Below are 22,896 nucleotides of genomic sequence, written 5' to 3'. Positions count from 1 at the left end.
TTGCGCCCCCGGCCTTTTTGCGCCGGTCATTTGTAACCTTTCCTTCACATTACCTGATTAGTATGAAGCCCAACTCCGAGCGCCACGGCAACTCTGGTGAATCTTGACCGCGGCGCCATAACTAAAAAGGTAACCACGTTATGACCAAGCAAATTGAGCAATTAGACGCCGACCGCCTGATCGATCCCACTCGCCGCAAGCTGCTGCTTGGCAGCGCCGGCGCCGTCGGCCTGGCCGGCTTTCTCGGCGGCGGCATCTGGTCGGTTTCCGCCGAGGCGTTGGCCGAGGATCTGCCGCCGAACACGCTGCTGGGCTTTCAGGGCATCGCCGCATCTACCGCCGACGAGGTGACCATCGCGCCGGGCTACCGCGCGGAGGTGCTGATCTCCTGGGGTGAGCCGCTGGTGGACGGCGCGCCGGCCTTCGATCCGCAGGGCAACAACAGCGCCGCCGATCAGGAAAAACAGTTTGGCGATAACAATGACGGTATGAGCTTCTTCCCTATCGATGACAATCACGGCGTGATGGCCATCAATAACGAATACGTCAACGAACAGTATCTGTTCGCCCACGGCGGCGCCAAAGCCACCAGCCTGGAAGAGGTGCGCAAGTCGCAGGCGGCGCACGGCGTCTCCATTGTCGCGGTCAAGCGGGTCGGCGACGGCCAGCGCTGGGAGGTGGAACGTCCATCGCGCTATAACCGCCGCATCACCGCCAACAGCGAAATGCAGTTCAGCGGCCCGGCCGCCGGGCACCCGCTGCTGCAGACCGCCGCCGATCCGAGCGGCCGCAAGGTGCTGGGCACCTTCGGCAACTGCGCCAACGGCAAGACGCCGTGGGGGACCTATCTGACCTGCGAGGAAAATTTCGACACCTATTTCGGCACCCGTCAGGCCGATTATCGAACCACGCCGGAACAAAAGCGCTACACGCTGAAGGTCAGTGAACCGGAGCGCAACTGGCCGGACTATGACGAGCGCTTCGATGTGGCGAAGAATCCCAACGAATTCAACCGTCACGGCTGGATCGTCGAGATCGATCCGCTGAATCCGAGCTCGACGCCCATCAAGCACACCGCGCTCGGCCGCTTCAAGCATGAAAACGCGGCGGTGACCGTGGCCAAAGACGGCCGTCTGGTGGTATACATGGGCGACGACGAGCGCGGCGAACATATCTATAAGTACGTTTCCAAAGGCGTGGTCGACGCCGCCAATCCGGCCAACAATCGCACGCTGCTGGACGAGGGAACGCTGTACGTGGCGCAGTTCGACGGCGATGAGGCCGGCACGCCGCTGAAGGGCAAAGGGCGCTGGATTGCGCTTGAGTTTGGCAAGAATGGCCTGACGCCGGAGAACGGTTTCCGCGACGAGGCCGAAGTGCTGATCTTCGCCCGCAAGGCGGCGCAGCAGGTCGGCGCCACCAAAATGGATCGCCCGGAGTGGATCGCGGTGAACCCGCATGACGGTCGCGCATACTGTACGCTGACCAACAACAGCAAGCGCGGTGAGGAAGGGATGCCGCTGAACGCCGCCAACCCGCGACCGAACAATATCTATGGCCAGATCATTCGCTGGGACGAAGGCGGCGACGCCACCGCCGACGTCTTCGCCTGGGATATCTATGCGCTGTGCGGCAACCCGATCGCCCACCCCGAGGGCGTCAACCGCGGCACGCCGAATATCACGGCGGAAAATACCTTCAACAGCCCGGACGGGCTGGGCTTTGATCGCGCCGGCCGCCTGTGGATCCTCACCGACGGCAAGTACAGCAACAAGGGCGATTATGTCGGGCAGGGCAACAACCAGATGTTGGTGGGCGATCCGATCAGCGGCGAGATCCGCCGTTTCATGGTGGGACCGAAGTCCTGCGAATTGACCGGCATCACTTTCACTCCGGACTACAAGACGATGTTCGTCAACGTACAACATCCGGGAGAAGAGGGCGATTCGCACTTCCCGAACAACAGCCCGCGCCCGCGTTCATCGGTATTGATGATCACGCGTGAAGATGGCGGGGTGATTGGGGCGTAAGGCGACAATATAGAAAACAAAGGCGGCCTCCGGGCCGCCTGTGTATTTTCAGGATGCGGCTAATCTGCCGGCGTGGTCAGACGCCTCGCCCCGATTGGCGGGCTGCGTGAAGTAACGGCGGTCTTCCCAGCGCAGCATCGTCAAGTCGCCGCCCCAGCAACAGCCGGTATCCAGCCCGATCACGCCTTCCGGCGTGCCTTTGCCTTCGAGCGAGGCCCAGTGGCCGAAGATGATGGTGTATTCGGGGTCGACCAGGCGCGGCAATTCGAACCACGGCTTCAGCGGCGCCGGCGCGCTGCCCGGCGCATCTTTGCAGATCATGTCGAGTTGGCCGTTGGGGAAGCAGTAGCGCATGCGCGTCAGCGCATTGGTGCTGAAACGCAGGCGCGCCAGGCCGCTCAGCTCCGGCGCCCAGTTGTTCGGCATGTCGCCGTACATGGCGTCGAGGAACAGCGGGTAGCTGTCGCTGCTCAATACCGCTTCCACTTCGCGCGCGCACATTTTCGCGGTGTCGATATCCCACTGCGGAGTGATGCCGGCGTGCGCCATCACCAGCTTTTGCTCATCGTCCACCTGCAGCACCGGTTGGCGGCGCAGCCAGTTGATCAGCTCGTCGGCGTCAGGCGCCTCCAGCAGCGGGGTGATGCGATCTTTGGGTTTGTTGCGGCTGATGCCGGCGTAAACCGCCAGCAGGTGCAGATCGTGGTTGCCCAGCACCATGCGCACCGCCGGGCCGAGCGAGCGCACGTAGCGCAGCACGTCCAGCGAGGCGGGGCCGCGCGCCACCAGATCGCCGGTCAGCCACAGTTGATCGCGCTCGGGATCGAACGCAGCCTGAGCCAGCAGCGACTTCAGTTCATCGAAACAGCCGTGAACGTCGCCGATAAGGTATGTCGACATAATTAATGGATCAGCGTTGGAATGGCTAAGCGAAACACGGGAATAGCGGTGCGGAACGGCTGACCCTGATGGTCAACCATTTCGTAATGGCCTTCCATGGTGCCCAGCGGCGTTTCCAGAATGGCGCCGCTGGTGTACTGAAACTCTCCGCCGGGCGGAATGACGGGCTGTTCGCCGATCACGCCTTCGCCCTGGACTTCGGTTTGGCGGCCGTTGCTGTTGGTGATCAGCCAGTAACGGCCCAGCAGTTGCACGTCGGTCCGCCCCAGATTGCGGATGGTGATGGTATAGGCGAAGACGTAACGCTCTTCTTCAGGGATCGACTGTGATTCCACATAGATGCTCTGAACCTGAATACACACGCGGGGCGAATCAATCATGACAACAACTCCTTATTGCTGCGGCGCCGGATTGGCTGACAGCCAGTTGGCCAGCTTGCAGTACTGCGCCACAGAAATATTCTCTGCTCTGAGCGAAGGATCGACGCCCAGTTCCATCAGCTGTTCCGGCGTGAACAGGTCGCCCAGGCTGTTGCGGATGGTTTTCCGCCGTTGGTTGAACGCCTGCGTGGTGATGCGGCTCAGCATGCGCACGTCGCCCACCGGGTTCGGCAGCACGCTGTGCGGCACCAGACGCACCACGGCGGAATCGACCTTCGGCGGCGGCGCGAACGCGGTCGGCGGCACTTCCAGCACCGGAATGACGTTGCAGTAGTACTGCGCCATCACGGTCAAACGCCCGTAGGCCTTGCTGTTTGGGCCGGCCACCAGACGGTTGACCACCTCTTTTTGCAACATAAAGTGCATGTCGCGGATTGCCTGAGTATAGCTGAAAAGGTGGAACATCAGCGGCGTCGAAATATTGTACGGCAGGTTACCAAATACGCGCAGCGGTTGGCCAGCTTCCTCGGCCAGTTCGGCGAAATTCACCGTCATGGCGTCCTGCTGGTGGATGGTCAGCTTGTCTTTCAACCGCGGGTGGTTCTCCAACCGGGTGGCCAGATCGCGGTCCAGTTCGATCACCGTCATGCGGTCCATGCGTGCGCCGACCGGCTCGGTCAAGGCGCCGAGGCCGGGGCCGATCTCGACCACCGCTTCGCCCGGTTGCGGGTGAATGGCGGAGACAATGCTATCGATGACAAACTGATCGGTTAAAAAGTTTTGTCCAAAGCGTTTGCGGGCAAAGTGCCCTTGGTGGACTCTGTTATTCATTACAATTAATTATCATTTTAATGGCGAGATTCAGGGCCGTTTGGAAACTGCCGACATCGGCGGTGCCGGTGCCGGCCAGTTCCAGAGCGGTACCGTGGTCGACCGAGGTGCGTATGAAAGGCAAACCGAGGGTGATATTCACCGCGCGGCCGAACCCTTGGTATTTTAGCACCGGCAGCCCCTGATCGTGATACATCGCCAGCACCGCATCGGCATCTTGCAGATATTTGGGCTGGAACAGGGTGTCCGCCGGCAGCGGGCCGATCAGATGGATACCGTCAGCGCGCAGCGCGTCGAGCGCCGGGATGATGGTGTCTATCTCTTCGCGCCCCATATGGCCGCCTTCCCCGGCGTGGGGATTCAGACCGCAGACGTAAATGTGCGGCTGGGCGATGCCAAATTTGGTTTTCAGATCGTGGTCGAGAATGCGAATGACTTCGAACAGGCTCTGCTGTGTGATGGCGCCCGGCACCGCCAGCAGCGGCAGGTGGGTGGTCGCCAGCGCCACGCGCAGCTCTTCGGTCGCGAGCATCATCACCACGCGATTGCAGCGGCTGCGATCGGCAAAGAATTCGGTATGGCCGATAAACGGCACGCCGGCGTCGTTGATCACGCCTTTGTTCACCGGGCCGGTGATCAGGGCGGAAAACTCGCCGTTCAGGCAACCGTCGCAGGCGCGCGCCAGGGTTTCCACCACGTAGGCGCTGTTGCCTACGTTCAGTTCACCGGCGGTGACCGGCTGAGCGAGCGACACCGGCAGCACGGTCAGCGTGCCGGCGCGTTGCGCCTCGGCCGGTTGCTGCGGTTGGTAGTCGCGCAGCGTCAGCGGTAGGCCCAAACGCTTGGCGCGTTCAAGCAGCAGGGCCGGATCGGCGCACACCACCAGCTCAACAGGCCAATCCTGTTGCGCCAGGGCGGCTACCAAATCCGGCCCCACCCCGGCGGGTTCGCCGGGGGTAATGACAACGCGTTTATTGCTGTGCATCGCTGCCATCGAGGATCTTCACGTAAGCCTGGGCGCGCTGTTCCTGCATCCAGGTCTGCGCCTCTTCGGCGAACTTACGGTTGAACAGCATGCGGTAAGCGCGATCTTTCTGCGCGGCGTCGGTTTTATCCACCTGACGGGTATCCAGCAGCTGAATCAGGTGCCAACCGAAGGAAGAGTGCACCGGCGCGCTGATTTCACCTTTGCTCAGCTTCAGCAACGCATCGCGGAAGGCCGGATCGTAGATGTCCGGGGAGGCCCAGCCCAGATCGCCGCCCTGCATGGCGGAACCCGGATCCTGCGACAGCTGTTTGGCTTCGTCGGCGAATTTGGCGCGGCCGCTCTTGATCGCTTCCGCAACGGATTGCAGCTTGGCGCGCGCCTGATCGTCAGTCAGCACCACCGAAGGCTTCAGCAGGATGTGACGGGCGTGCACTTCGGTGACCGACACCGACTGGCTCGCGCCGCGGATGTCGTTCACTTTCAGGATGTGGAAGCCGACGCCGGAACGGATTGGGCCGACGACGTCGCCTTTCTTGGCGCTCACCAGACGTTCAGCGAACAGGGTCGGGATCTCTTGCAGCTTGCCCCAGCCCATGTTGCCGCCTTTCAGCGCCTGAGAATCGGCGGAGTAGGTGATCGCCAGCTTGCCGAAGTCGGCGCCGCTGTTGATCTCACCCACCAGGCGTTTGGCCAGCTCTTCGGCTTTATCGACCTGCTGCTGCGACGGGTTTTCCGGCAGCGGGATCAGGATGTGGCTGATGTTCATTTCGGTGTCGCTGCCGTTCTGCGCGCCCACCTGTTTGGCCAGCGCGTCCACTTCCTGCGGCAGGATGGTGACGCGGCGGCGCACTTCGTTATTACGCACTTCGGAAATCAGCATCTCTTTGCGGATCTGCGAACGGTAGGTGTTGTAGTTCAACCCTTCGTACGACAGGCGGCTGCGCAGCTGATCGACGCTCATGCGGTTCTGCGCGGCGATGTTGGCGATCGCTTTGTCCAGCTCAGCGTCGGACACGGTGATGCCCATTTTCTTGGCCATCTGCAGCTGGATATTATCCATGATCAGCCGTTCGATGATCTGATGGCGCAGCGTCTTGTCGTCCGGCAACTGTTGGCCGGCCTGCTGGGCGTTGAGCTTGACTGACTGCAACAGACCGTTGACGTCGCTTTCGAGTACCACGCCGTTATCCACGACGGCGGCGACTTTATCCACTTCTTGGGGTGCTGCGAACGCGGCATTGGCGCAAACCACCAATCCGAGAATAAGCGTTCTCCAGTTCTTCATACATTTCCCATTATGTAATCCGCAAATGCGGGTGAAAGTTCTCGTTTTCAAAGTGTTGCAAAGCGTCAGAATGCGCGCTGATACGGCAGAATGCCGGAGCGCATCATTTCCGCGGAGCCGAGACTATGATCGCTGCTCAGGCCGCGCAGTTCGACGTTGAACGAAACTCTGTTGTCGTAAACGCTGGTATTGTTGCTGTTGTTCCAGTCGGTGATCTTGCGCTCATAGCCCAGGGTCACCGCCCAGCAGCAGGTGTTATACTTCAGCCCCACCAGCTGATCGGCGGATTGTTTGGCGCGGGTGTCGTAGTAGTACGCCCCGACGACCGCCCAACGATCGGCGATCGGCCAGCTGCCGGTGATGCCCACCTGCGAGATGCCGTCCTGGAAGGCCGGAATCGTTTTGGTGTTCAACGCTGTCTGGATGTATTCCGGTGTGGCGTAACGGTAGTTCAGCTGCACCACGCGCTCGGCGTCCTGGCGGTATTCCACCACGCCGTTGCCCAGCGAGACGCTGTTCAGGCGGGTGTCGTACTGCAGGCCGCCGCGCAGGCCCCAACGATCGTCGATTTTCCAATAGGTATCGCCGGCCCAGGCCACGCTGCCGGTATCGTCGTTGTTGTCGTATCCCGTCACCTGATCGCCGGTGCGCGAACGGCTGAAGTAGTAGATTTGACCCACGGAAGCGTTAAAACGTTCCACCAGCGCGTCATCATAAATGCGCGTGGTCAAACCGGTGGATACGCGGTTCTGCGAAGCGATGCGATCCAGGCCGCTGTAGGTGCGGTCGCGGAACAGGCCGGAGTAGTCGGTCTGCAGCAGCGTGGTGTCGTAGGTGTAGATGTTGCTCTGGTCGCGGTACGGCACGTACAGGTACTGCACGCGCGGCTCCAGCGTCTGGGTGGCGCCTTCGGCCCAGATCATCGGCCGCTCGAACACCAGCTTGCCGTCGACCTTGAATTGAGGCAGTACGCGGTTGATCGAGTCATCAAGATCCGGCGCAGCGACGCCTTTGCGGCTCTGGTAGTTGGCGGCGAAACCGTCAGGAATATCCTGCTGGTAGTGGGTCGCCATCACTTTGGCTTCGGTGTTCAGGCTGGCCCAGCCGTTGGTGAGCGGCAGACTCAGCGTCGGCTCCATATGCAGACGGGTGGCGTCCGGGCTGTACGGGTTGACGCTGGTGAACTTGGCCGCCTGGCCGTAAATATGGAAGTCGAACGGACCGAGGTCGTTCTTGTAATAGTTCAGATCCAGCTGCGGCTGGACTTTATACGACTCCGACTGTGAACGATCGGTATCGTCGTAAATCTGGAACTGCTTGGAGCTCAGCGTGGCGTTCCAGTTTTCGTTGGCGTAGCCGAGGCTGAATTTCTGCGTGGCGTAGCCGTCTGTAGTGGAACCGTACTTGGAGTCCAGATCGGTGAAGTATTTGGAATCGCTGACCTTGGTGTAGTCGACGTTGAAGCGCCACACCTGATCCATGACGCCGTTGTGGTTCCAGTAGAACAGCCAGCGTTTGCTGTCCTCATGATCTTTGCCGTATTCCTTGTCGTCCGGCAGCCAGTCGAACTCCATCAGGCCGAGGCCCGGCTGCACCAGATAGCGGAACTCGGTCTGCCACTGCAGGCCGCGCTTGGACATATAGTGTGGCGTGATGGTGGCATCGTAGTTCGGTGCGATGTTCCAGTAGTACGGCAACATGAACTCGAAGCCGTTGTTGCTGCCGTACTTGGCGTTGGGGATCAGGAAACCGGAACGGCGCTTGTCGCCGACCGGCAGCTGCAGGTACGGGCTGTAGAACACCGGCACGCCGCCGATGCGGAAGCGGGCGTTCCATATTTCCGCCACCTGCTCTTCGCGATCGTGGATCACTTCGGAACCGACCACGCTCCAGCTGTCGTCGCCCGGCAGACAGGAGGTAAAGGTGCCGTTTTCCAGGATGGTGTAACGGTTGGCGCCGCGCATTTTCATCTTGTCGGCGTCGCCGCGCCCCTGACGGCCGACCATCTGGTAGTCGCCTTCATAGACGTCGGTATCTTTGGTATTCAGGTTCGACCAGGCCTTCGGGCCTTTCAGTTTGATCTGATTGTCGCTGTAGTGCACGTCGCCGGTGGCGGTGACGGTGCGCACCGGTTCCGTCTGGCCAGGGTTTTCCGTCTGGTTCAGCTCGACTTCTTTGGCGGTCAGGGTGCTGTTGCCCTGCTCGATATGCACGTTGCCGCTGAACAGGGCGCTTTTGGGGTAGTCAGCGCGCGAGTCATCGGCATTGATGGTCACCGGCTGGCTGTTCGGATCGCCGCTGACCAAAGGCTTGTCGTAAACGGGAACGCCAAGCATGCATTGCTCGGCCAGATCAGCCAGCGCATGCTGACTGTAGAGTGCCGTCCAAATCATCGTGGCCAGCAGTGTTGGGAAACTTTTTTTCATACGCGGTTTTGGTGTTCCGTCATCAGAGGCGTCGTGTCCGGCAAACGGTCAGAGACTATATTACTCATCTGCGTTGCGCTAGTGCTAAATCCAGCCGTTTACTTGCGTCGTCGTTAGGCGCAAAGATAAATGACAGGTATGATAATCCAAATTCTAGGAAAAATCGCCTGCGCCCTTTCCTGAAGCGAAGGAGAGCGGGCGGCTTTCGGCATGATAATTGAGGAGTATATGCAGTATTGGGGAAAACTGCTCGGCGTCATCGTCGCCATCTGGTCTGGCGCGGGATTCTGGGGTGTAGTTCTGGGGCTGATTATCGGTCATATGATCGATACGGCGCGCAGCAACAAGCGCAGCCGGGGGTTTTTCACCGACCAGCAAACGCGGCAAACGCTGTTTTTCCGCACCACTTTTCAGGTGATGGGCCACCTGACCAAATCCAAGGGACGCGTTACCGAGGCGGATATCCAGATCGCCAGCCTGTTCATGGATCGCCTGCAGCTGCACGGCGAAGCGCGCACCGCGGCGCAGCAGGCGTTCCGCGAGGGCAAACAGAGCCAGTTCCCGCTGCGTGAGACGCTGCAGCAGTTCCGCAGCATCTGTTTCGGCCGCTTCGATCTGATTCGGATGTTTCTGGAAATTCAGATCCAGGCGGCGTTCGCCGACGGCTCGCTGCACCCGAACGAACGTCAGGTGCTGTACGTCATCGCCGAAGAGCTGGGCATTTCGCGCGCGCAGTTCGATCAGTTCCTCAGCATGATGGAGGGCGGGCGTCAGTTCGGCGGCGGTCAGCAGGGCGGGTATTCGCAGGGCGGCTATCAGCAGGCTCAGCGCGGCCCGACGCTCGACGATGCCTGCAAGGTGCTCGGCGTGCGCAGCAGCGACGATGCCGCCACCATCAAACGCGCCTACCGCAAGCTGATGAGCGAACACCATCCGGATAAGCTGGTGGCGAAGGGCTTGCCGCCGCAGATGATGGAAATGGCCAAGCAGAAAGCGCAGGAGATCCAGGCGGCGTACGACCTGATCAAACGCGAGAAAGGCTTCAAATAACGATACCCGTCATACTTCGAGCCGCAGGTGTATTGGCTGCCCGCGCTTACCCCCGGTCACGTACTTTTTGTACGCTCCCGGGGCTGCGCTTGGTTGCCGCCTTCCTGCAACTCGAATTATTTAGGGTATCCCTGAGCGGTGGGCTCAGAAATCCGGCTCGGCGCGAAAGTGCATCGGCGTCTGGAAGGCGGGGTGGGTGATGCGCAGCTCTTGCGCATGCAGCTGTAGCCGTGGCGCCATCGCCTTAGCCTCCGGTGGGGCGTAGAAACCGTCGCCGAGGATCGGATGCCCCAGCGCCAGCATGTGCACCCGCAGCTGATGCGAGCGACCGGTGATCGGCGTCAGCTTCACGCGCGTGCTGCCGTCGGCGTCGCGCGACAGCACCTGATATTCCGTTTGCGCCGCTTTGCCGGTGTCAAAACACACCTTTTGCAGCGGCCGGTTCGGCCAATCGCAGATCAGCGGCAAATCCACCAGTCCTTCGTCATGTTCCATATGCCCCCAAACGCGGGCGATATAGGATTTCTTCGGCTCGCGTTCGCGGAATTGACGCTTCAGCTCACGTTCGGCGGCCTTGTTGAGCGCCACCACGATCACCCCGCTGGTGGCCATGTCCAGCCGGTGCACCGATTCGGCGGCCGGATGATCGGCCTGAATGCGGGTCATCAGGCTGTCTTTGTTCTCCGGCGCGCGGCCGGGCACCGACAGCAAGCCGCTGGGCTTGTTGACCACCATGATGTGTTCATCCTGATACAGGATGTGCAGCGGGTCCTGCGGGGGATTGTAGAGTTCCATCTTGGCTCCGCGAAAAGGGCCGAACGGGGAGACGGTTGCCTCCCCATGTCGCGCCGGTTACTGGTGGGTGACCACCACCAGACGAATGGCGTCCAGGCGCCAGCCGGCTTCATTGAGGTTGGCCAGCACCTGACGGCGGTTGAACTCCAGCGCTTCGACTTCGTCGTCGCGGATGTTCGGGTTGACCGCCTTCAGCGCTTCCAGACGCGCCAGCTCGGCGCTCAGCTTGTCGTCCGCTTCTTGCTTCGCCTGTTCGATCAGCGTGCGCGCCTGCGCTTCCACCAGGCTTTCCGCCTGCTGCAGCATGGCGTGCACGTCTTGCTGCACGGCGTTGACCAGCTTGCTGGAGGTGTGGCGGTTGACCGCGTTCAACTGACGGTTGAAGCTTTCGAACTCGACCTGCGCCGCCAGGTTGGTGCCCTTGCGATCCATCAGCATGCGGATCGGCGTCGGCGGCAGGAAGCGGGTCAGCTGCAGGTGTTTCGGCGCCTGGGCTTCCACCACGTACACCAGCTCAACCAGCAGGGTGCCGACCGGCAACGCTTTGTTTTTCAACAGGGACACCGCGCAGCTGCCGGTATCGCCGGACAGGATCAGATCCAGGCCGTTGCGGATGATCGGGTGTTCCCAGCTGACGAACTGCGCGTCTTCACGTGACAGCGCCCGATCGCGATCGAAGGTGACGGTGCAGCCGTCCTGCGGCAGGCCCGGGAAGTCCGGCACCAACATATGGTCGGACGGCGTCAGCACGATCAGGTTGTCGCTGCGGTCTTCCTGATTGATGCCGACGATGTCGAACAGGTTGAGCGCGAAGCCCACCAGGTTGACGTCGTTATCTTGCTCGGCGATGGCGGCGGCCAGCGCCTGGGCCTTGTCGCCGCCGTTGGAGTGCATCTCCAGCAGACGGTCGCGGCCTTGTTCCAGCTGCGCTTTCAACTGGTCATGCTGCTGGCGGCAGGCGTGGATGAATTCGTCCAGGCCTTCCTGCTCGGTCGGCGCGGCCAGATAGCCGATCAACTGCTCGTAGCAGCTGTCGTAGATGGTGCGGCCGGTCGGGCAGGTGTGTTCGAAGGCGTCGAGCCCTTCGTGGAACCAGCGGCCCAGCACCGCCTGTGCGGTGTGCTCCAGGTAAGGCACCATGATTTGGATATCGTGCATCTGGCCGATACGGTCCAGACGGCCGATGCGCTGTTCCAGCAGATCCGGGTTGAACGGCAGATCGAACATCACCAGTTGGCTGGCGAACTGGAAGTTGCGGCCTTCGGAACCGATTTCGGAACACAGCAGCACCTGCGCGCCTTCCTCTTCGGAGGCGAAGTAGGCGGCGGCGCGGTCGCGCTCGATGATCGACAGCCCTTCGTGGAACACCGCGGCGCGGATCGCTTCACGCTCGCGCAGCACCTGCTCCAACTGCAGCGCAGTATCGGCCTTGGCGCAGATCACCAGCACCTTTTCGTTGCGGTTGGCCAGCAGGTAATCCAGCAACCATTCGACGCGCGGGTCGAAGTTCCACCAGGTGGCGTTTTCGCCTTCGAATTCCTGGTAGATCTGCTCCGGATACAGCATGTCGCGCGCGCGCGCTTCGACGGATTTCTTGGCGCCCATGATGCCGGACACTTTGATCGCGGTCTGATATTGGGTTGGCAACGGCAGCTTGATCTGGTGCAGGTTGCGGTGCGGGAAGCCCTTCACGCCGTTACGGGTGTTGCGGAACAGCACGCGGCTGGTGCCGTGGCGATCCATCAGCATGGCCACCAGCTCCTGGCGCGCCTGCTCGGCGTTGTCGCCTTCGCTGTTGGCGGCCTTGAGCAGCGGTTCGATGTCCTGTTCGTCGATCAGCTCGCCCAGCAGGTTAAGCTTGTCGTCGGCCAGGCGTTCACCGCTCAGCAGCAGGGTGACGGCGTCGGCCACCGGACGGTATTTCTGCTGTTCGGCGACGAACTCGCCGTAGTCGTGGAAACGGTTCGGATCGAGCAGGCGCAGGCGCGCAAAGTGGCTCTGTTGACCCAGCTGTTCCGGGGTGGCGGTCAGCAGCAGCACGCCGGGGATATGCTCGGCCAGCTGTTCGATCACCTGATATTCGCGGCTCGGCGCTTCTTCGCTCCAGGCCAGGTGGTGCGCTTCATCGACCACCAGCAGATCCCACTGGGCGTCCGCCAGCTCTTCCAGGCGCTGCTTGTTGCGGCGCACGAAGTCCAGCGAGCAGATCACCAGCTGTTCGGTCTCGAACGGGTTGCTGCTGTCGAGCTTGGCTTCGGCGTAGCGGCTGTCGTCGAACAGCGAGAAATAGAGGTTGAAGCGGCGCATCATCTCTACCAGCCACTGGTGCTGCAGCGTTTCCGGCACCACGATCAGCACGCGCTCGGCGCGGCCCGCCAGCAGTTGCTGGTGGATGATCATGCCGGCTTCGATGGTTTTGCCGAGGCCGACTTCGTCCGCCAGCAGAACGCGCGGCGCATGGCGCTGGCCGACTTCATGAGCGATGTGCAGCTGGTGCGGGATCAGGCTGGCGCGCATGCCACGCAGGCCGGCGAACGGCAGGCGATACTGCTCGCTCTGGTATTTGCGGGCGCGAAAACGCAGCGCGAAACGATCCATGCGGTCGATTTGGCCGGCGAACAGGCGATCCTGCGGCTTGCTGAAGGTCAGTTTGCTGTCCAGCAGCACTTCGCGCATCGCCACGCCGCTTTCCTGGGTATCCAGGCGGGTGCCGATATAGGTCAACAGACCGTTTTCCTCTTTCACCTCTTCCACCTGCAGCTGCCACCCCTCGTGGCTGCTGACGGTATCGCCCGGGTTGAACATCACGCGGGTGATCGGCGAATCGTTTCTGGCATAGAGGCGGTTTTCACCGGTGGCGGGGAAAAGCAGGGTAATCATGCGCGCGTCCAGCGCCACGACGGTGCCCAGTCCTAATTCGCTTTCCGTGTCGCTGATCCAGCGTTGACCAAGAGTAAAAGGCATATATTGTCGGCTCGATTCTTTGTAAGTAAGTCTTGTTACCGGGCGGGAAGGGCCGCGGCACCTGTACTGAACGTCTGCTAATCCCGGTTTGTTTTAAATTTGGCGGGCAATAGCCGTTCACGCCATGCAGACGTCGCGAGACGGCAGGGCTAAGCGTGGTTCAGTTTTGGGAAGGGCGCTATGGTAATGGAAGGCGGCGCGTTCGTCACCTGCAAAACCGGATGATTTTTCTTAACCTGGCACAATCTCAAAACAGCCCCATCTGCCCGGTGACCAGCGTGGTGAAGTCGTCGTGCAAGAAAGGGAGTATAGCGTCTGCCACCGGTTGCAGCTGGCGTTCAAGGTAATGCTGATAATCGATGGGCGAATGGCGGGTTTCCAGCGGTTCCGGCCCGGCTACGGTCATCACGTAGCTGATCCAGCCGCCGTTCTGATACTGCAGCGGCCGCCCCTGACTGCGGTTGTAGTCGTCGGCGATGCGCGCGGCGCGGGCGTGCGGCGGCACGTTGCGCTGATAGTCATCGAGCTTTCTGCGCAGCCGTTTGCGGTATACCAATTGATCGTCGAAGTCGCCGTTCAGGGTTTTGCCGACGTAGTCGCGCACATAGTCCTGGTAGGGCTGTTGTTTGAAGATGCGCTGATAGAGCTGCTGCTGGAACTGCTGCGCCAGCGGCGTCCAGTCGGTGCGCACCGTTTCCAGGCCTTTGTACACCATCTCTTCCTGGCCGTCGGCGCGCGCGATCAGGCCGGCGTAGCGTTTCTTGCTGCCCTGCTCGGCACCGCGAATGGTCGGCATCAGGAAGCGGGAATAGTGGGTTTCGAACTCCAGCTCCAGCGCGTTCTCCAGCCCGAACTGCTGCTGCAGATGCTGTTGCCACCAGGCGTTGACCCGCTGCACCAGCGCCCGGCCGATCTGCGCCGCCTGTTGCTCGTCATGCGGCTGTTTCAGCCAGACGAAGGTGGAGTCGGTGTCGCCGTAAATCACCTGATAGCCTTCGGCTTCGATCAGCTCGCGGGTTTGGCGCATGATCTCGTGGCCGCGCAGGGTGATCGACGACGCCAGCCGCGGATCGAAGAAGCGGCAGCCGCTCGATCCCAGCACGCCGTACAGCGCGTTCATGATGATCTTCAGCGCCTGCGACAGCGGCTTGTTGTGCTGGCGTTTGGCGGCCTCGCGCCCTTGCCAGATCTGCTCGACGATCGCCGGCAGGCAGTGTTTGCTGCGCGAGAAGCGGGCGTTGCGAAAGCCGGGCACCGAGTTGGCGTCGCTTGGGTGGCGCATGCCCTCCACCAATCCGACCGGATCGATCAAGAAGGTGCGGATGATCGACGGGTACAGGCTTTTATAGTCCAGCACCAGCACCGAGTCGTACAGGCCGGGCCGGGAATCCATCACGAAGCCGCCGGGGCTGTGCTCTTCCGGCTGTTCGCCGAGGTTGGGGGCGACAAAGCCAAGGCGATGCATGCGCGGCATATAGAGGTGGCTGAAGGCCGCCACCGATCCGCCGCTGCGATCGGCCGCCAGCCCGGTGACGGTGGCGCGCTCCAGCAGGAAGTTGAGCAGATCGGCCTTGGCGAAGATGCGCGTCACCAGTTCACAGTCCTTCAGGTTGTAGCGTGCCAGCGCCGGCTTGTCTTCGGCGAAGCGCCGGTCGATCTCCGCCATGCGTTGATAAGGATTGTCGATCGCCTTGCCTTCGCCCAGCAGTTCCTGCGAAACGTACTCCAGGCTGAAGGAGGGAAAATTCCAGGTGGCGGATTTCAGCGCCTCGATGCCGTCGATGATCAGGCGGCCGGCGGCGGCGGCGAAAAAGTGATTCTGCTTGAAGCCATGCTCGCGCCACTCCAGCAGGTTGCCGCCACGTCCCAGCCGCAGCGGGATTTGGTAGCGCTCGGCGTGCTTCTGCAGCACTCGCAGATCGAACTGCACCAGGTTCCAGCCGATGATGGCGTCGGGATCGTGCCGCTCCAGCCAGACGTTCAACCGCTCCAGCAGCTGAGGGCGGCTGGCGCAGTACTCCAGATCGAAATCCAGCGGCGCATCGCCGCCGTTGGCCGGCCCCAGCATATAGACCTGACGCTGGCCGCAGCCCTCCAGCGCGATAGAGTAAAGTTCGCCGTGGGCGGTGGTTTCGATATCCAGCGACACCAGTTTTAGCGTTGGACGGTACTCCGGCGCCGGCTTCATCTGGCCGTTGAGCAACGGGCCGCCGCCGTCGGGGCTGCCGTTGAACCATACCGGCGCGGTGATGAAGCGTTCCATCAGGTAGCGCTCCGGCGGGCGAATGTCGGCCTCGTAGACCGTAACGCCGCCTTCCCGCAGCAGTTTTTCCAGCTTGATGAGCTGACGGTGCTGGCGGCAGTATAGCCCCAGCATCGGGCGGTGATGAAAATCCGTCAGCGCCAGCGGTTTTAGTTCGACTTGCCGCTCTTCCCGCAGCAGCAGTTCCGCGCGCTGCCTTTGTTCGGCGGGGATAAACGCCACCGAGGTCTGCGGCGGCAGACGCAGCTGACGCGGGCCTGCGTCGGTCGCCAGCCAAAATTCGACCTCGGTGCCGGCTGGCGTGTCGCGCCAGTGGCGAGTGAGCAGGAAACCCTGTTGCAGTGCAGTCATAACCCCTTCGTTTTCCACCGGGCGGCGTGCGCGACGTTCAGCGTGATGTCGGTTTTGGCGCTAATATAGATAAATTATAGTATGGGTTTTTATACAGTAATTGTCCATCGCCGCGCGGCGTTGCCAAATACGCATACAATTCATCGATTGACTCGTCAGCGGCGGCGCTGGAAAATCCTCCGCCCCGTTTGGCCCGAATAATCCGCAGAGGTGTAATGGAAGCCTATTTACAAGATTTGATCACCCAGTCACTGGCTTTCACCCTGATGGTCGTCCTGCTGGTCGCTTTTCTGGAGTCGCTGGCGCTGGTGGGGCTGTTGCTGCCCGGCACGGTGATGATGGCCAGCATCGGCGCGCTGATCGGCAGCGGCAAGGTGGACTTTTACTACGCCTGGGCGGCGGGCATCGTCGGCTGTCTGCTCGGCGACTGGATCTCTTATTTCGTCGGCCGCGCGTTCAAGGGGCCTTTACACCGTTGGTCATTCCTGAAGAAGAACAAGGCGCTGCTCGACAAAACCGAGCATGCCTTGCACCAGCACAGCATGGCGACCATTCTGATCGGCCGCTTCGTCGGCCCGACGCGCCCGCTGGTGCCAATGGTGGCCGGCATGCTCGATTTGCCGCCGTACAAGTTCGCGCTGCCGAACATCATCGGTTGCCTGACCTGGCCGCCGGTTTATTTCTTCCCCGGCATTCTGGCGGGCGTGGCGATCGATATTCCCGCCGGCGCCGACAGCGCGATGTTCAAGTGGCTGCTGCTCGCGGCGGCGCTGCTGGTCTGGCTGGCGGTATGGTTGAGCTGGCGTTGGTGGCGTGAGGGTAAGCGCAACGCCGATCGACTGAGCCGTTGGCTGACGCCGCTGCGGCTGCGCGTGGTTTGCGGATTGAGTTGGCTGGCGGCGCTGGCGGTCGGTTATGCGCTGAGTCAGCAGCCGCTGATGCCGGTGTATCGCCACCTGCTGTGGCAGGTGTTGTCGGGTCAATGACCAAAGGGGGCGAAAGCCCCCGTTCGCCTTATTGGAAGAACGCTTCCAGCTGTTCAAATACCCGCACGTCTTCGCTGTGGCGCTTCACCTGCAGCACGTCTTCCAGCTTTTCCACCTGGCTGATCATTTGCTCCAGCCGCTGATCGTCGGCGACCAATAGCCAAATGCGGCTCTGCTGGCCGTCCTTTAGCGGCAGACACAGAATGCCTTCGACGTTGAACGCGCGGCGGGCGAACAGCCCGCAAACGTGCGACATCACGCCGGGATGGTTACGCACTGCCAGCTCCAGGATCACTTGGGGTTTATCTTGTGGTTGCAGCATGGCTTATTCTCCAATCATGTCGATGTTGGCGGCGCCCGGCGGCACCATCGGAAATACTTTTTCGTTGATATCGATCAGCGCGTGGATCAGGCAGGGGCCCGGGCGTTGGATCGCCTCGGCCAGCGCCGCCTGCGGATCTTCCGCGGCGTTCAGATCGCAGGTATCCAGCCCGAATCCGGCGGCGATCTTCAGGAAGTCGGTGCGCTTCGGGTAGGCGGCGGCGAAGATGCGCTGCTGGTAGAACAGGGTTTGCTGCTGGTGCACCAGCCCCAGCGCCTGGTTGTTCATCAAAATGATTTTCACGTCCAGATTGTGCTCGACCGCGGTGGCCATTTCCTGAATGTTCATCATCAGGCTGCCGTCGCCGGAGAAGCACAGCACTTTGCGCTCGGGCTCCGCCAGCGCTGCGCCGATAGCCGCCGGCAGACCGAAGCCCATGGTGCCCAGACCGCCCGACGTCAGCCACTGGCGCGGCCGGCTCAGCGGATAGGCTTGCGCCACCCACATCTGATGCTGGCCTACGTCGGTGGTGATGATGGCGCTGTCGTCCACACAGCGCGCGGCGGCCAGCACCAGGCCGTAATGGCTCAGCGGATCGTCGGCGTTCGGCATGTTGAACGGGAATTCGCGTTTCAGGTCATTGACGGTGTTCAGCCATGCGCTGCGCGGCTGCGTGTCGATCTGCGGCAGCAACTGGCGCAGCACCTGGCCGACGTCGGCATGGATCGCCACGTTGGCCTGTTTGACCTTGCCCAGCTCGGCGCGGTCGATATCCACATGAATGATGGCGGCGTTAGGGCAGAACTGCTCGGTTTTGCCGATCGCCCGATCGTCGAAGCGCGCGCCCAGCACGATCAGCAGATCGGCTTCCTGCAGAATGAAGTTGGTGCTGCGCGCCGCGTGCATGCCCAGCATGCCCAGCGACAGCGGGTGTTCCACCGGCATCGCGCCCAGCGCCATCAGCGTCATGGTGGTGGGCAGACCGGCGCGTTCGGCCAGTTCCACCGCTTGCCGGTGGGCGTCGGCGCAGATGATGCCGCCGCCCAGGTAGAGGATCGGGCGTTTCGCCTGATTGATCATCGCGGCCGCTTGCGAAACCAGCGCCGGATCGAAGCTTGGAGCGGCGTCCGGCACGGCGATCGGCGGCAGCTCTTCCAGCGTGATGGTGGCGGTTTGCACGTCTTTCGGCACATCGATCCAGACCGGTCCGGGGCGGCCGGACTCGGCGATACGGAAGGCGTCGCCAATCACCTGCGGCAGTTCACGGATATCGCGCACCAGATGGTTGTGCTTGGTGATCGGGATGGAAATGCCGTAGGTATCCACTTCCTGGAAGGCGTCGGTGCCGATCATCGAGGAGGGCACCTGACCGGTGATGCACACCAGCGGAATGGAGTCGAGCTTGGCGTCGGCGATGGCGGTGACCAGGTTGGTGGCGCCCGGCCCGCTGGAGGCGATGCACACCGCCGCCTTGCCGTTGGCGCGCGCCATGCCTTGCGCCATAAAGCCCGCGCCCTGTTCGTGGCGCGCCAGCACGTGGTGAATGCGGGTGCTTTGGCTCAGCGCGTCATACAGCGGCAGCGCGGCGCCGCCGGGAATGCCGGCGACGGTGGTGATGCCCTGACGCTCCAGCAGATGAACGATCAATTGTGCGCCGGTGAAGCGGGTACTCGGTTGAGGCGTGCCCGAAGTTGCCATGTTCCTGTCCTTTCTCAAGGCCGGTGAGCTTTGCTGGGCAGGGTGCTAAAACAAGAAACCCCGCCCGGTTTGCGCCGGCGGGGTTTGGGAATCGATGCGTTGATTCGGACCCTACGGCGCATTGCCGACGACCACCACCACACGCACGACGACCACCGCGGCTGGTAGCGCGGTAACTAGTAGGGTCGAAGTCAGCGAGGATGCGATCACAGGGAACCTTATCATCAGTAAAAAAAGTCAGGTTTTTATAAAAACACAGGCGCAAAATTCGCACAACAGGTTTATTGGCGCAGCATAAAAAACGCGCGTCAGATCACGCTTTGCCCGAAATGCCCAGCACGCGCGCTTCGGGCGCGCTGCCGTCCATCAGGGCCTGCGTCGTGCCGTCGTAATAGATGCGGCCGTCGACCACCAGCAGCGTGCGCGGCGCGATGCGTGCGGCGTCGTCGAGGTTGTGCGACACCATCAGCAGCGTCAGGTTGCGCTGTTCGCATACCGTTTGCAGCAGCTGCAGCATCTCGTTGCGCAGCGCCGGATCGAGCGCCGAGAAGGGTTCGTCGAGCAACAGGATCGGCCGTTGGCGAATCAAACAGCGCGCCAGCGCGGCGCGCTGACGCTGGCCGCCGGAAAGTTGCGACGGCAGGCGCTCCAGGTGCTCTTCCAGACCGACCTGACGGGCGATGTGCTCCCGCTGTTGGCGCTGTTGTTCAGTCAAGCGCAGACCGGGATCCAACCCCAGCCCGATGTTCTGCGCCACCGTCAGGTGCGCGAACAGGTTGTTCTCCTGAAACAGCATCGACACCGGCCGCTTGGCCGGCGGGGTGGCGGTGTGGTCTTCGCCGTTCAGCAGCAGCCGGCCGCTGGCCGCCGGCAGAAAACCGGCGATCAGGCTCAGCAAGGTGCTTTTACCGGCGCCGCTGGGGCCGAGCACCGCGACGCGCTCGCCCGGCTGGATGCGCAGATCAAAGCGCATCGGTAGGTGTTCATACAGGTAGGTCAGTTTTTCAAGCGTCAGCATGGCGGCCCGGTAAGCGTTCAATCAGGGTAAACAACAGGAAGCACAGCAGCAGCAACAGCAGCGCGGTCACCGCCCCGTCGTTGCTGCGGTAGGCGCCAATCTGCTGATACAGGTAAAAAGGCAGGGTACGGAAATGCTCGTTGCCAAACAAGGCGACCACGCCGAAGTCGCCGATCGACAGCACGCAGGCGAAGGCCAGCGCCTGCGCCAGCGGGCGGCGCAGGGCGCGCAGCTCAATCAGCCGCAGCCGTTGCCAGCCGCGGATATCCAGCGACAGGCACAGCGGATTGTAACGTTCGGCGAGGTCGCGCATCGGGTTCTCCAACACCTTTAGCGCGTAGGGCACCGCCATCAGCGCATTGGTGAGGATCACCAGCGCATAGGGCGACTGCGGTAACCCAATTGTATCGCTCAGCAGCAGGAAGAAGCCGGTGGCCAGCACGATGCCCGGCATCGCCAGGATCACCATGCCGCTCAGCTCCAGCGCCTGGCCGCCGTGCAGCTGCTGCCGCAGTTTCAGCTCGCGGCTGCTCCACAGCAGCATCATCGTGAGCGCCACGCACAGTAGCCCGGCGCCGAGGGCGATGCGCAGCGACGTGAACAGCGCCTGCCACAGCACCGGCTGGCGCAGCACGCTGACAATGGCCTGATTGGCGCCGTCGGCGATCACCGCCAGCAGAGGCGGCAGCAGCAGCAGCAGGGCGGCGGCGATCAGCAGAAAATCGCTGATGCGCCGCCACAGGCTGTCTTCCGGATTGCGCCAGCGCTGGGCGTGGGTATGCCCCACCGGCAATGCCTGGCTCAGGCGCTGACTGATCAACACCAGCCCGAGACAACAGCCCAGTTGGATCAGCGCCAGCATGGCGGCACGCCCCAGATCGTAGTCGTAACTCAGCGCCTGGTAGATCGCCAGTTCGATGGTGGTGGCCTGCGGCCCGCCGCCCAGTGACAGCACGGTGGCGAAGCTGGCGAAGCACAGCATGAAGATCAGCGCGCCGCTCGGCAGGATCTGGCGACGCAGCGCCGGCCATTCGACGAAACGGAACTGCTGCCAGCCGTTCATACCCAGTTGGGCGGCCAGCTGGCGCTGCTCCACCGGAATGTTCTCCAGCGCCTGCAGCAACAGGCGGGTGGCCAGCGGCAGGTTAAAGAACAGGTGCGCCAGTAGAATGCCCTGCAGCCCGTAGGGCGAGAAGCCATACTCGACGCCCAGCCAGCCGCACAGCGTCGCCAGCCAGCCCTGGCGCCCATAGACGCTGAGCAGGCCGAACACCGCCACCAGCACCGGCAGCACCAGCGTCATGGCGCACAGCCGCAGCAGCAGCTGCCGGCCGGGGAAACGGCGGCGATAGAGCGCACGCGCCAGCAGAACGGCGGGCAGCACCGAAATCAGCGCCGACAACAGCGCCTGCCAGAAGGTGAAGCGCACCACGTGCCACAGGTAACTGTCCTGCCACAGGCCGCGCCAGTCGCTGTCCGGCGCGTGATGCCACAGTGAGCCCATCGCCAGTGCGGCGACCAGCAGGATCACGCCGGCGGCCAGCAGCCCCGGCCAGAGCCAGCGGGGGATCAGCGGCTGACGGCGGTTTGCCATGCCCGGATCCAACCGCCGCGTTGTTTGGCCACCTCTTCGGCGCTGTATTGCAGCGCGGTCTGCGGCACGTTCATCTGCTCAAAACCGACGGGCAGCGGGGTGTTGATCACCGGGTACATCCAGTTGCCGGTCGGGATGGTGTTCTGGAATGCCGGCGTCACCATGAACTGCATGAAGCGCTCGGCCAGCTCAGGCTGTTTGGCGGCTTTCAGCTTGCCCGCCACTTCCACCTGCAGGTAGTGGCCTTCGCTGAACGTGGCGGCGGCGTAAAGGTCTTTTTTCTCTTCGATCAGGTGATAGGCCGGAGACGTGGTGTAGCTGAGCACCAGGTCGCCTTCGCCTTTCAGGAACAGGCCGTAGGCCTCGCTCCAGCCTTTGGTGACGGTGACGGTCTTCTTCGCCAGCTGCTGCCAGGCGGCCGGCGCCTTGTCGGCATACACTTTTTGCATCCACAGCAGCAGGCCGAGCCCCGGCGTGCTGGTGCGCGGATCTTCGTAGATCACTTTCCAGTTGCGGTCGCCGCTGACCAGCTCCTGCAGGCTTTTCGGCGGGTTCTTCAGTTTTTCTTTGTTGTAGACGAAGGCGAAGTACCCGTAGTCGTAAGGCACGAAGGTCGCGTCCTGCCAGCCGCCCGGCACCGTCAGCTTGGCGGTGTCGACGCCGCTCGGCGCGAACAGGCCGGTTTGCTGCGCCGCCTGCAGCAGGTTGTTGTCCAGCCCCAGCACCACGTCGGCGGCGCTGTTTTTGCCTTCCATGCGCAGGCGGTTCAGCAGCGAGACGCCGTCTTCCAGCGCGACGAACTTCAGTTCACAGCCGCATTCGGCTTCGAAGGCTTTTTTCACCGCCGGGCCAGGGCCCCAGTCGGCGGCGAAGGAATCGTAGGTGTAAACCGTCAGCGTCGGCTTGGCGAACGCCGGCGCGGCGCACAGCAGCAATAAGCAGGGCAGATATTTTTTGACCACGTTGCACTCCTGAAAAATAAGGGGGCAAGGGCATCTGAGGGGGCGAGGCGGCG

18 protein-coding genes are annotated in these 22,896 nt (G+C 62.1%); 3 read left to right on the top strand and 15 right to left on the bottom strand.

The features are described 5' to 3' along the window. Nucleotides 1-140: 140 nt before the first annotated feature. Nucleotides 141-2,030 carry a PhoX family protein gene (locus ACJ8PL_RS16060; RefSeq protein ID WP_016929121.1) on the top strand — a complete coding sequence of 630 codons (1,890 nt, stop codon included), beginning with the start codon at nucleotides 141-143 and terminating at the stop codon, nucleotides 2,028-2,030. 48 nt (nucleotides 2,031-2,078) lie between these two features. On the opposite strand, the gene apaH is transcribed toward ACJ8PL_RS16060, so the two are convergent. The 6 genes from apaH to lptD all read right to left on the bottom strand — a co-directional run bounded on the left by apaH (nucleotide 2,079) and on the right by lptD (nucleotide 8,840). Next, on the bottom strand, nucleotides 2,079-2,930 hold the full coding sequence (gene apaH, locus ACJ8PL_RS16055) for a bis(5'-nucleosyl)-tetraphosphatase (symmetrical) ApaH (RefSeq protein ID WP_016929120.1): 852 nt from the start codon (nucleotides 2,928-2,930) through the stop codon (nucleotides 2,079-2,081). Nucleotides 2,931-2,932: 2 nt separating this feature from the next. Further along, entirely contained in the window at nucleotides 2,933-3,310 is a 378-nt protein-coding gene (apaG, locus tag ACJ8PL_RS16050) for a Co2+/Mg2+ efflux protein ApaG (protein WP_016929119.1), read from the bottom strand. A 12-nt stretch (nucleotides 3,311-3,322) separates the two neighbouring features. Next, nucleotides 3,323-4,141 carry a 16S rRNA (adenine(1518)-N(6)/adenine(1519)-N(6))-dimethyltransferase RsmA gene (gene rsmA / locus ACJ8PL_RS16045; RefSeq protein ID WP_016929118.1) on the bottom strand — a complete coding sequence of 273 codons (819 nt, stop codon included), beginning with the start codon at nucleotides 4,139-4,141 and terminating at the stop codon, nucleotides 3,323-3,325. Then, nucleotides 4,134-5,126, bottom strand: coding sequence for a 4-hydroxythreonine-4-phosphate dehydrogenase PdxA (pdxA, locus tag ACJ8PL_RS16040; protein ID WP_317006267.1), 993 nt, complete (start codon nucleotides 5,124-5,126; stop codon nucleotides 4,134-4,136). Before pdxA ends, rsmA begins: the two co-directional genes overlap by 8 nt. After that, nucleotides 5,113-6,414, bottom strand: a complete 1,302-nt coding sequence (surA, locus tag ACJ8PL_RS16035; protein WP_033631769.1) for a peptidylprolyl isomerase SurA — start codon at nucleotides 6,412-6,414, stop codon at nucleotides 5,113-5,115. The genes pdxA and surA overlap by 14 nt, the downstream gene beginning before the upstream one ends. A gap of 65 nt (nucleotides 6,415-6,479) precedes the next feature. Continuing rightward, complete coding sequence (gene lptD / locus ACJ8PL_RS16030) at nucleotides 6,480-8,840, bottom strand: LPS assembly protein LptD (RefSeq protein ID WP_442531276.1); 2,361 nt, start codon at nucleotides 8,838-8,840, stop codon at nucleotides 6,480-6,482. Between the two features lie 228 nt (nucleotides 8,841-9,068). Between lptD and djlA the strand changes: the two genes are divergently transcribed. Beyond that, nucleotides 9,069-9,890, top strand: a complete 822-nt coding sequence (gene djlA, locus ACJ8PL_RS16025; RefSeq protein WP_015376627.1) for a co-chaperone DjlA — start codon at nucleotides 9,069-9,071, stop codon at nucleotides 9,888-9,890. A gap of 144 nt (nucleotides 9,891-10,034) precedes the next feature. Here the strand turns inward: djlA and rluA are convergent, their stop codons facing one another. The 3 genes from rluA to ACJ8PL_RS16010 all read right to left on the bottom strand — a co-directional run bounded on the left by rluA (nucleotide 10,035) and on the right by ACJ8PL_RS16010 (nucleotide 16,263). Then, the gene (rluA, locus tag ACJ8PL_RS16020) at nucleotides 10,035-10,685 is read right to left on the bottom strand and encodes a bifunctional tRNA pseudouridine(32) synthase/23S rRNA pseudouridine(746) synthase RluA (RefSeq protein ID WP_442531275.1); all 651 of its coding nucleotides are present in this window, start codon (nucleotides 10,683-10,685) and stop codon (nucleotides 10,035-10,037) included. 57 nt (nucleotides 10,686-10,742) lie between these two features. Next, nucleotides 10,743-13,649 (bottom strand): RNA polymerase-associated protein RapA, encoded by a 2,907-nt coding sequence (rapA, locus tag ACJ8PL_RS16015; protein WP_028127862.1) that lies wholly within the window; start codon nucleotides 13,647-13,649, stop codon nucleotides 10,743-10,745. A 247-nt stretch (nucleotides 13,650-13,896) separates the two neighbouring features. Next, the gene (locus tag ACJ8PL_RS16010; protein ID WP_442531274.1) at nucleotides 13,897-16,263 is read right to left on the bottom strand and encodes a DNA polymerase II; all 2,367 of its coding nucleotides are present in this window, start codon (nucleotides 16,261-16,263) and stop codon (nucleotides 13,897-13,899) included. Between the two features lie 215 nt (nucleotides 16,264-16,478). Here ACJ8PL_RS16010 and ACJ8PL_RS16005 point away from each other — a divergent pair, with 215 nt between their 5' ends. After that, nucleotides 16,479-17,249, top strand: a complete 771-nt coding sequence (locus ACJ8PL_RS16005; RefSeq protein WP_016929111.1) for a DedA family protein — start codon at nucleotides 16,479-16,481, stop codon at nucleotides 17,247-17,249. 28 nt (nucleotides 17,250-17,277) lie between these two features. Here ACJ8PL_RS16005 and ilvN read toward each other — a convergent pair whose 3' ends face one another. The 6 genes from ilvN to thiB form a co-directional block, all read right to left on the bottom strand. Next, a complete protein-coding gene (gene ilvN / locus ACJ8PL_RS16000; protein ID WP_016929110.1) occupies nucleotides 17,278-17,571 on the bottom strand; it encodes an acetolactate synthase small subunit in 294 nt (97 codons plus the stop codon). Nucleotides 17,572-17,574: 3 nt separating this feature from the next. Next, nucleotides 17,575-19,269: an acetolactate synthase large subunit gene (gene ilvB, locus ACJ8PL_RS15995; RefSeq protein WP_028127860.1), complete on the bottom strand. Its 1,695-nt coding sequence runs from the start codon at nucleotides 19,267-19,269 to the stop codon at nucleotides 17,575-17,577. 111 nt (nucleotides 19,270-19,380) lie between these two features. Further along, the gene (gene ivbL, locus ACJ8PL_RS15990; protein ID WP_154747116.1) at nucleotides 19,381-19,494 is read right to left on the bottom strand and encodes an ilvB operon leader peptide IvbL; all 114 of its coding nucleotides are present in this window, start codon (nucleotides 19,492-19,494) and stop codon (nucleotides 19,381-19,383) included. An 88-nt stretch (nucleotides 19,495-19,582) separates the two neighbouring features. Then, the gene (gene thiQ / locus ACJ8PL_RS15985; RefSeq protein WP_079450076.1) at nucleotides 19,583-20,287 is read right to left on the bottom strand and encodes a thiamine ABC transporter ATP-binding protein ThiQ; all 705 of its coding nucleotides are present in this window, start codon (nucleotides 20,285-20,287) and stop codon (nucleotides 19,583-19,585) included. Then, nucleotides 20,274-21,881, bottom strand: coding sequence for a thiamine/thiamine pyrophosphate ABC transporter permease ThiP (gene thiP, locus ACJ8PL_RS15980; protein WP_079450077.1), 1,608 nt, complete (start codon nucleotides 21,879-21,881; stop codon nucleotides 20,274-20,276). Before thiP ends, thiQ begins: the two co-directional genes overlap by 14 nt. After that, nucleotides 21,857-22,843 (bottom strand): thiamine ABC transporter substrate binding subunit, encoded by a 987-nt coding sequence (gene thiB / locus ACJ8PL_RS15975; protein ID WP_016929106.1) that lies wholly within the window; start codon nucleotides 22,841-22,843, stop codon nucleotides 21,857-21,859. Before thiB ends, thiP begins: the two co-directional genes overlap by 25 nt. Nucleotides 22,844-22,896 lie beyond the last annotated feature (53 nt).

This window comes from Serratia sp. CY83965 (assembly GCF_052166375.1).
Classification (GTDB): Bacteria; Pseudomonadota; Gammaproteobacteria; order Enterobacterales; family Enterobacteriaceae; genus Serratia; species Serratia marcescens.
Note: the sequence above shows the minus strand (reverse complement) of the source record. Positions and strands in the feature narration are given on the sequence as shown.

Coding starts and splice junctions, on each gene's coding strand:
- ACJ8PL_RS16060 (WP_016929121.1), top strand. CDS start 141: ATGACCAAGCAAATTGAGCAATTAGACGCCGACCGCCTGATCGATCCC.
- apaH (WP_016929120.1), bottom strand. CDS start 2,930: ATGTCGACATACCTTATCGGCGACGTTCACGGCTGTTTCGATGAACTG.
- apaG (WP_016929119.1), bottom strand. CDS start 3,310: ATGATTGATTCGCCCCGCGTGTGTATTCAGGTTCAGAGCATCTATGTG.
- rsmA (WP_016929118.1), bottom strand. CDS start 4,141: ATGAATAACAGAGTCCACCAAGGGCACTTTGCCCGCAAACGCTTTGGA.
- pdxA (WP_317006267.1), bottom strand. CDS start 5,126: ATGCACAGCAATAAACGCGTTGTCATTACCCCCGGCGAACCCGCCGGG.
- surA (WP_033631769.1), bottom strand. CDS start 6,414: ATGAAGAACTGGAGAACGCTTATTCTCGGATTGGTGGTTTGCGCCAAT.
- lptD (WP_442531276.1), bottom strand. CDS start 8,840: ATGAAAAAAAGTTTCCCAACACTGCTGGCCACGATGATTTGGACGGCA.
- djlA (WP_015376627.1), top strand. CDS start 9,069: ATGCAGTATTGGGGAAAACTGCTCGGCGTCATCGTCGCCATCTGGTCT.
- rluA (WP_442531275.1), bottom strand. CDS start 10,685: ATGGAACTCTACAATCCCCCGCAGGACCCGCTGCACATCCTGTATCAG.
- rapA (WP_028127862.1), bottom strand. CDS start 13,649: ATGCCTTTTACTCTTGGTCAACGCTGGATCAGCGACACGGAAAGCGAA.
- ACJ8PL_RS16010 (WP_442531274.1), bottom strand. CDS start 16,263: ATGACTGCACTGCAACAGGGTTTCCTGCTCACTCGCCACTGGCGCGAC.
- ACJ8PL_RS16005 (WP_016929111.1), top strand. CDS start 16,479: ATGGAAGCCTATTTACAAGATTTGATCACCCAGTCACTGGCTTTCACC.
- ilvN (WP_016929110.1), bottom strand. CDS start 17,571: ATGCTGCAACCACAAGATAAACCCCAAGTGATCCTGGAGCTGGCAGTG.
- ilvB (WP_028127860.1), bottom strand. CDS start 19,269: ATGGCAACTTCGGGCACGCCTCAACCGAGTACCCGCTTCACCGGCGCA.
- ivbL (WP_154747116.1), bottom strand. CDS start 19,494: ATGATAAGGTTCCCTGTGATCGCATCCTCGCTGACTTCGACCCTACTA.
- thiQ (WP_079450076.1), bottom strand. CDS start 20,287: ATGCTGACGCTTGAAAAACTGACCTACCTGTATGAACACCTACCGATG.
- thiP (WP_079450077.1), bottom strand. CDS start 21,881: ATGGCAAACCGCCGTCAGCCGCTGATCCCCCGCTGGCTCTGGCCGGGG.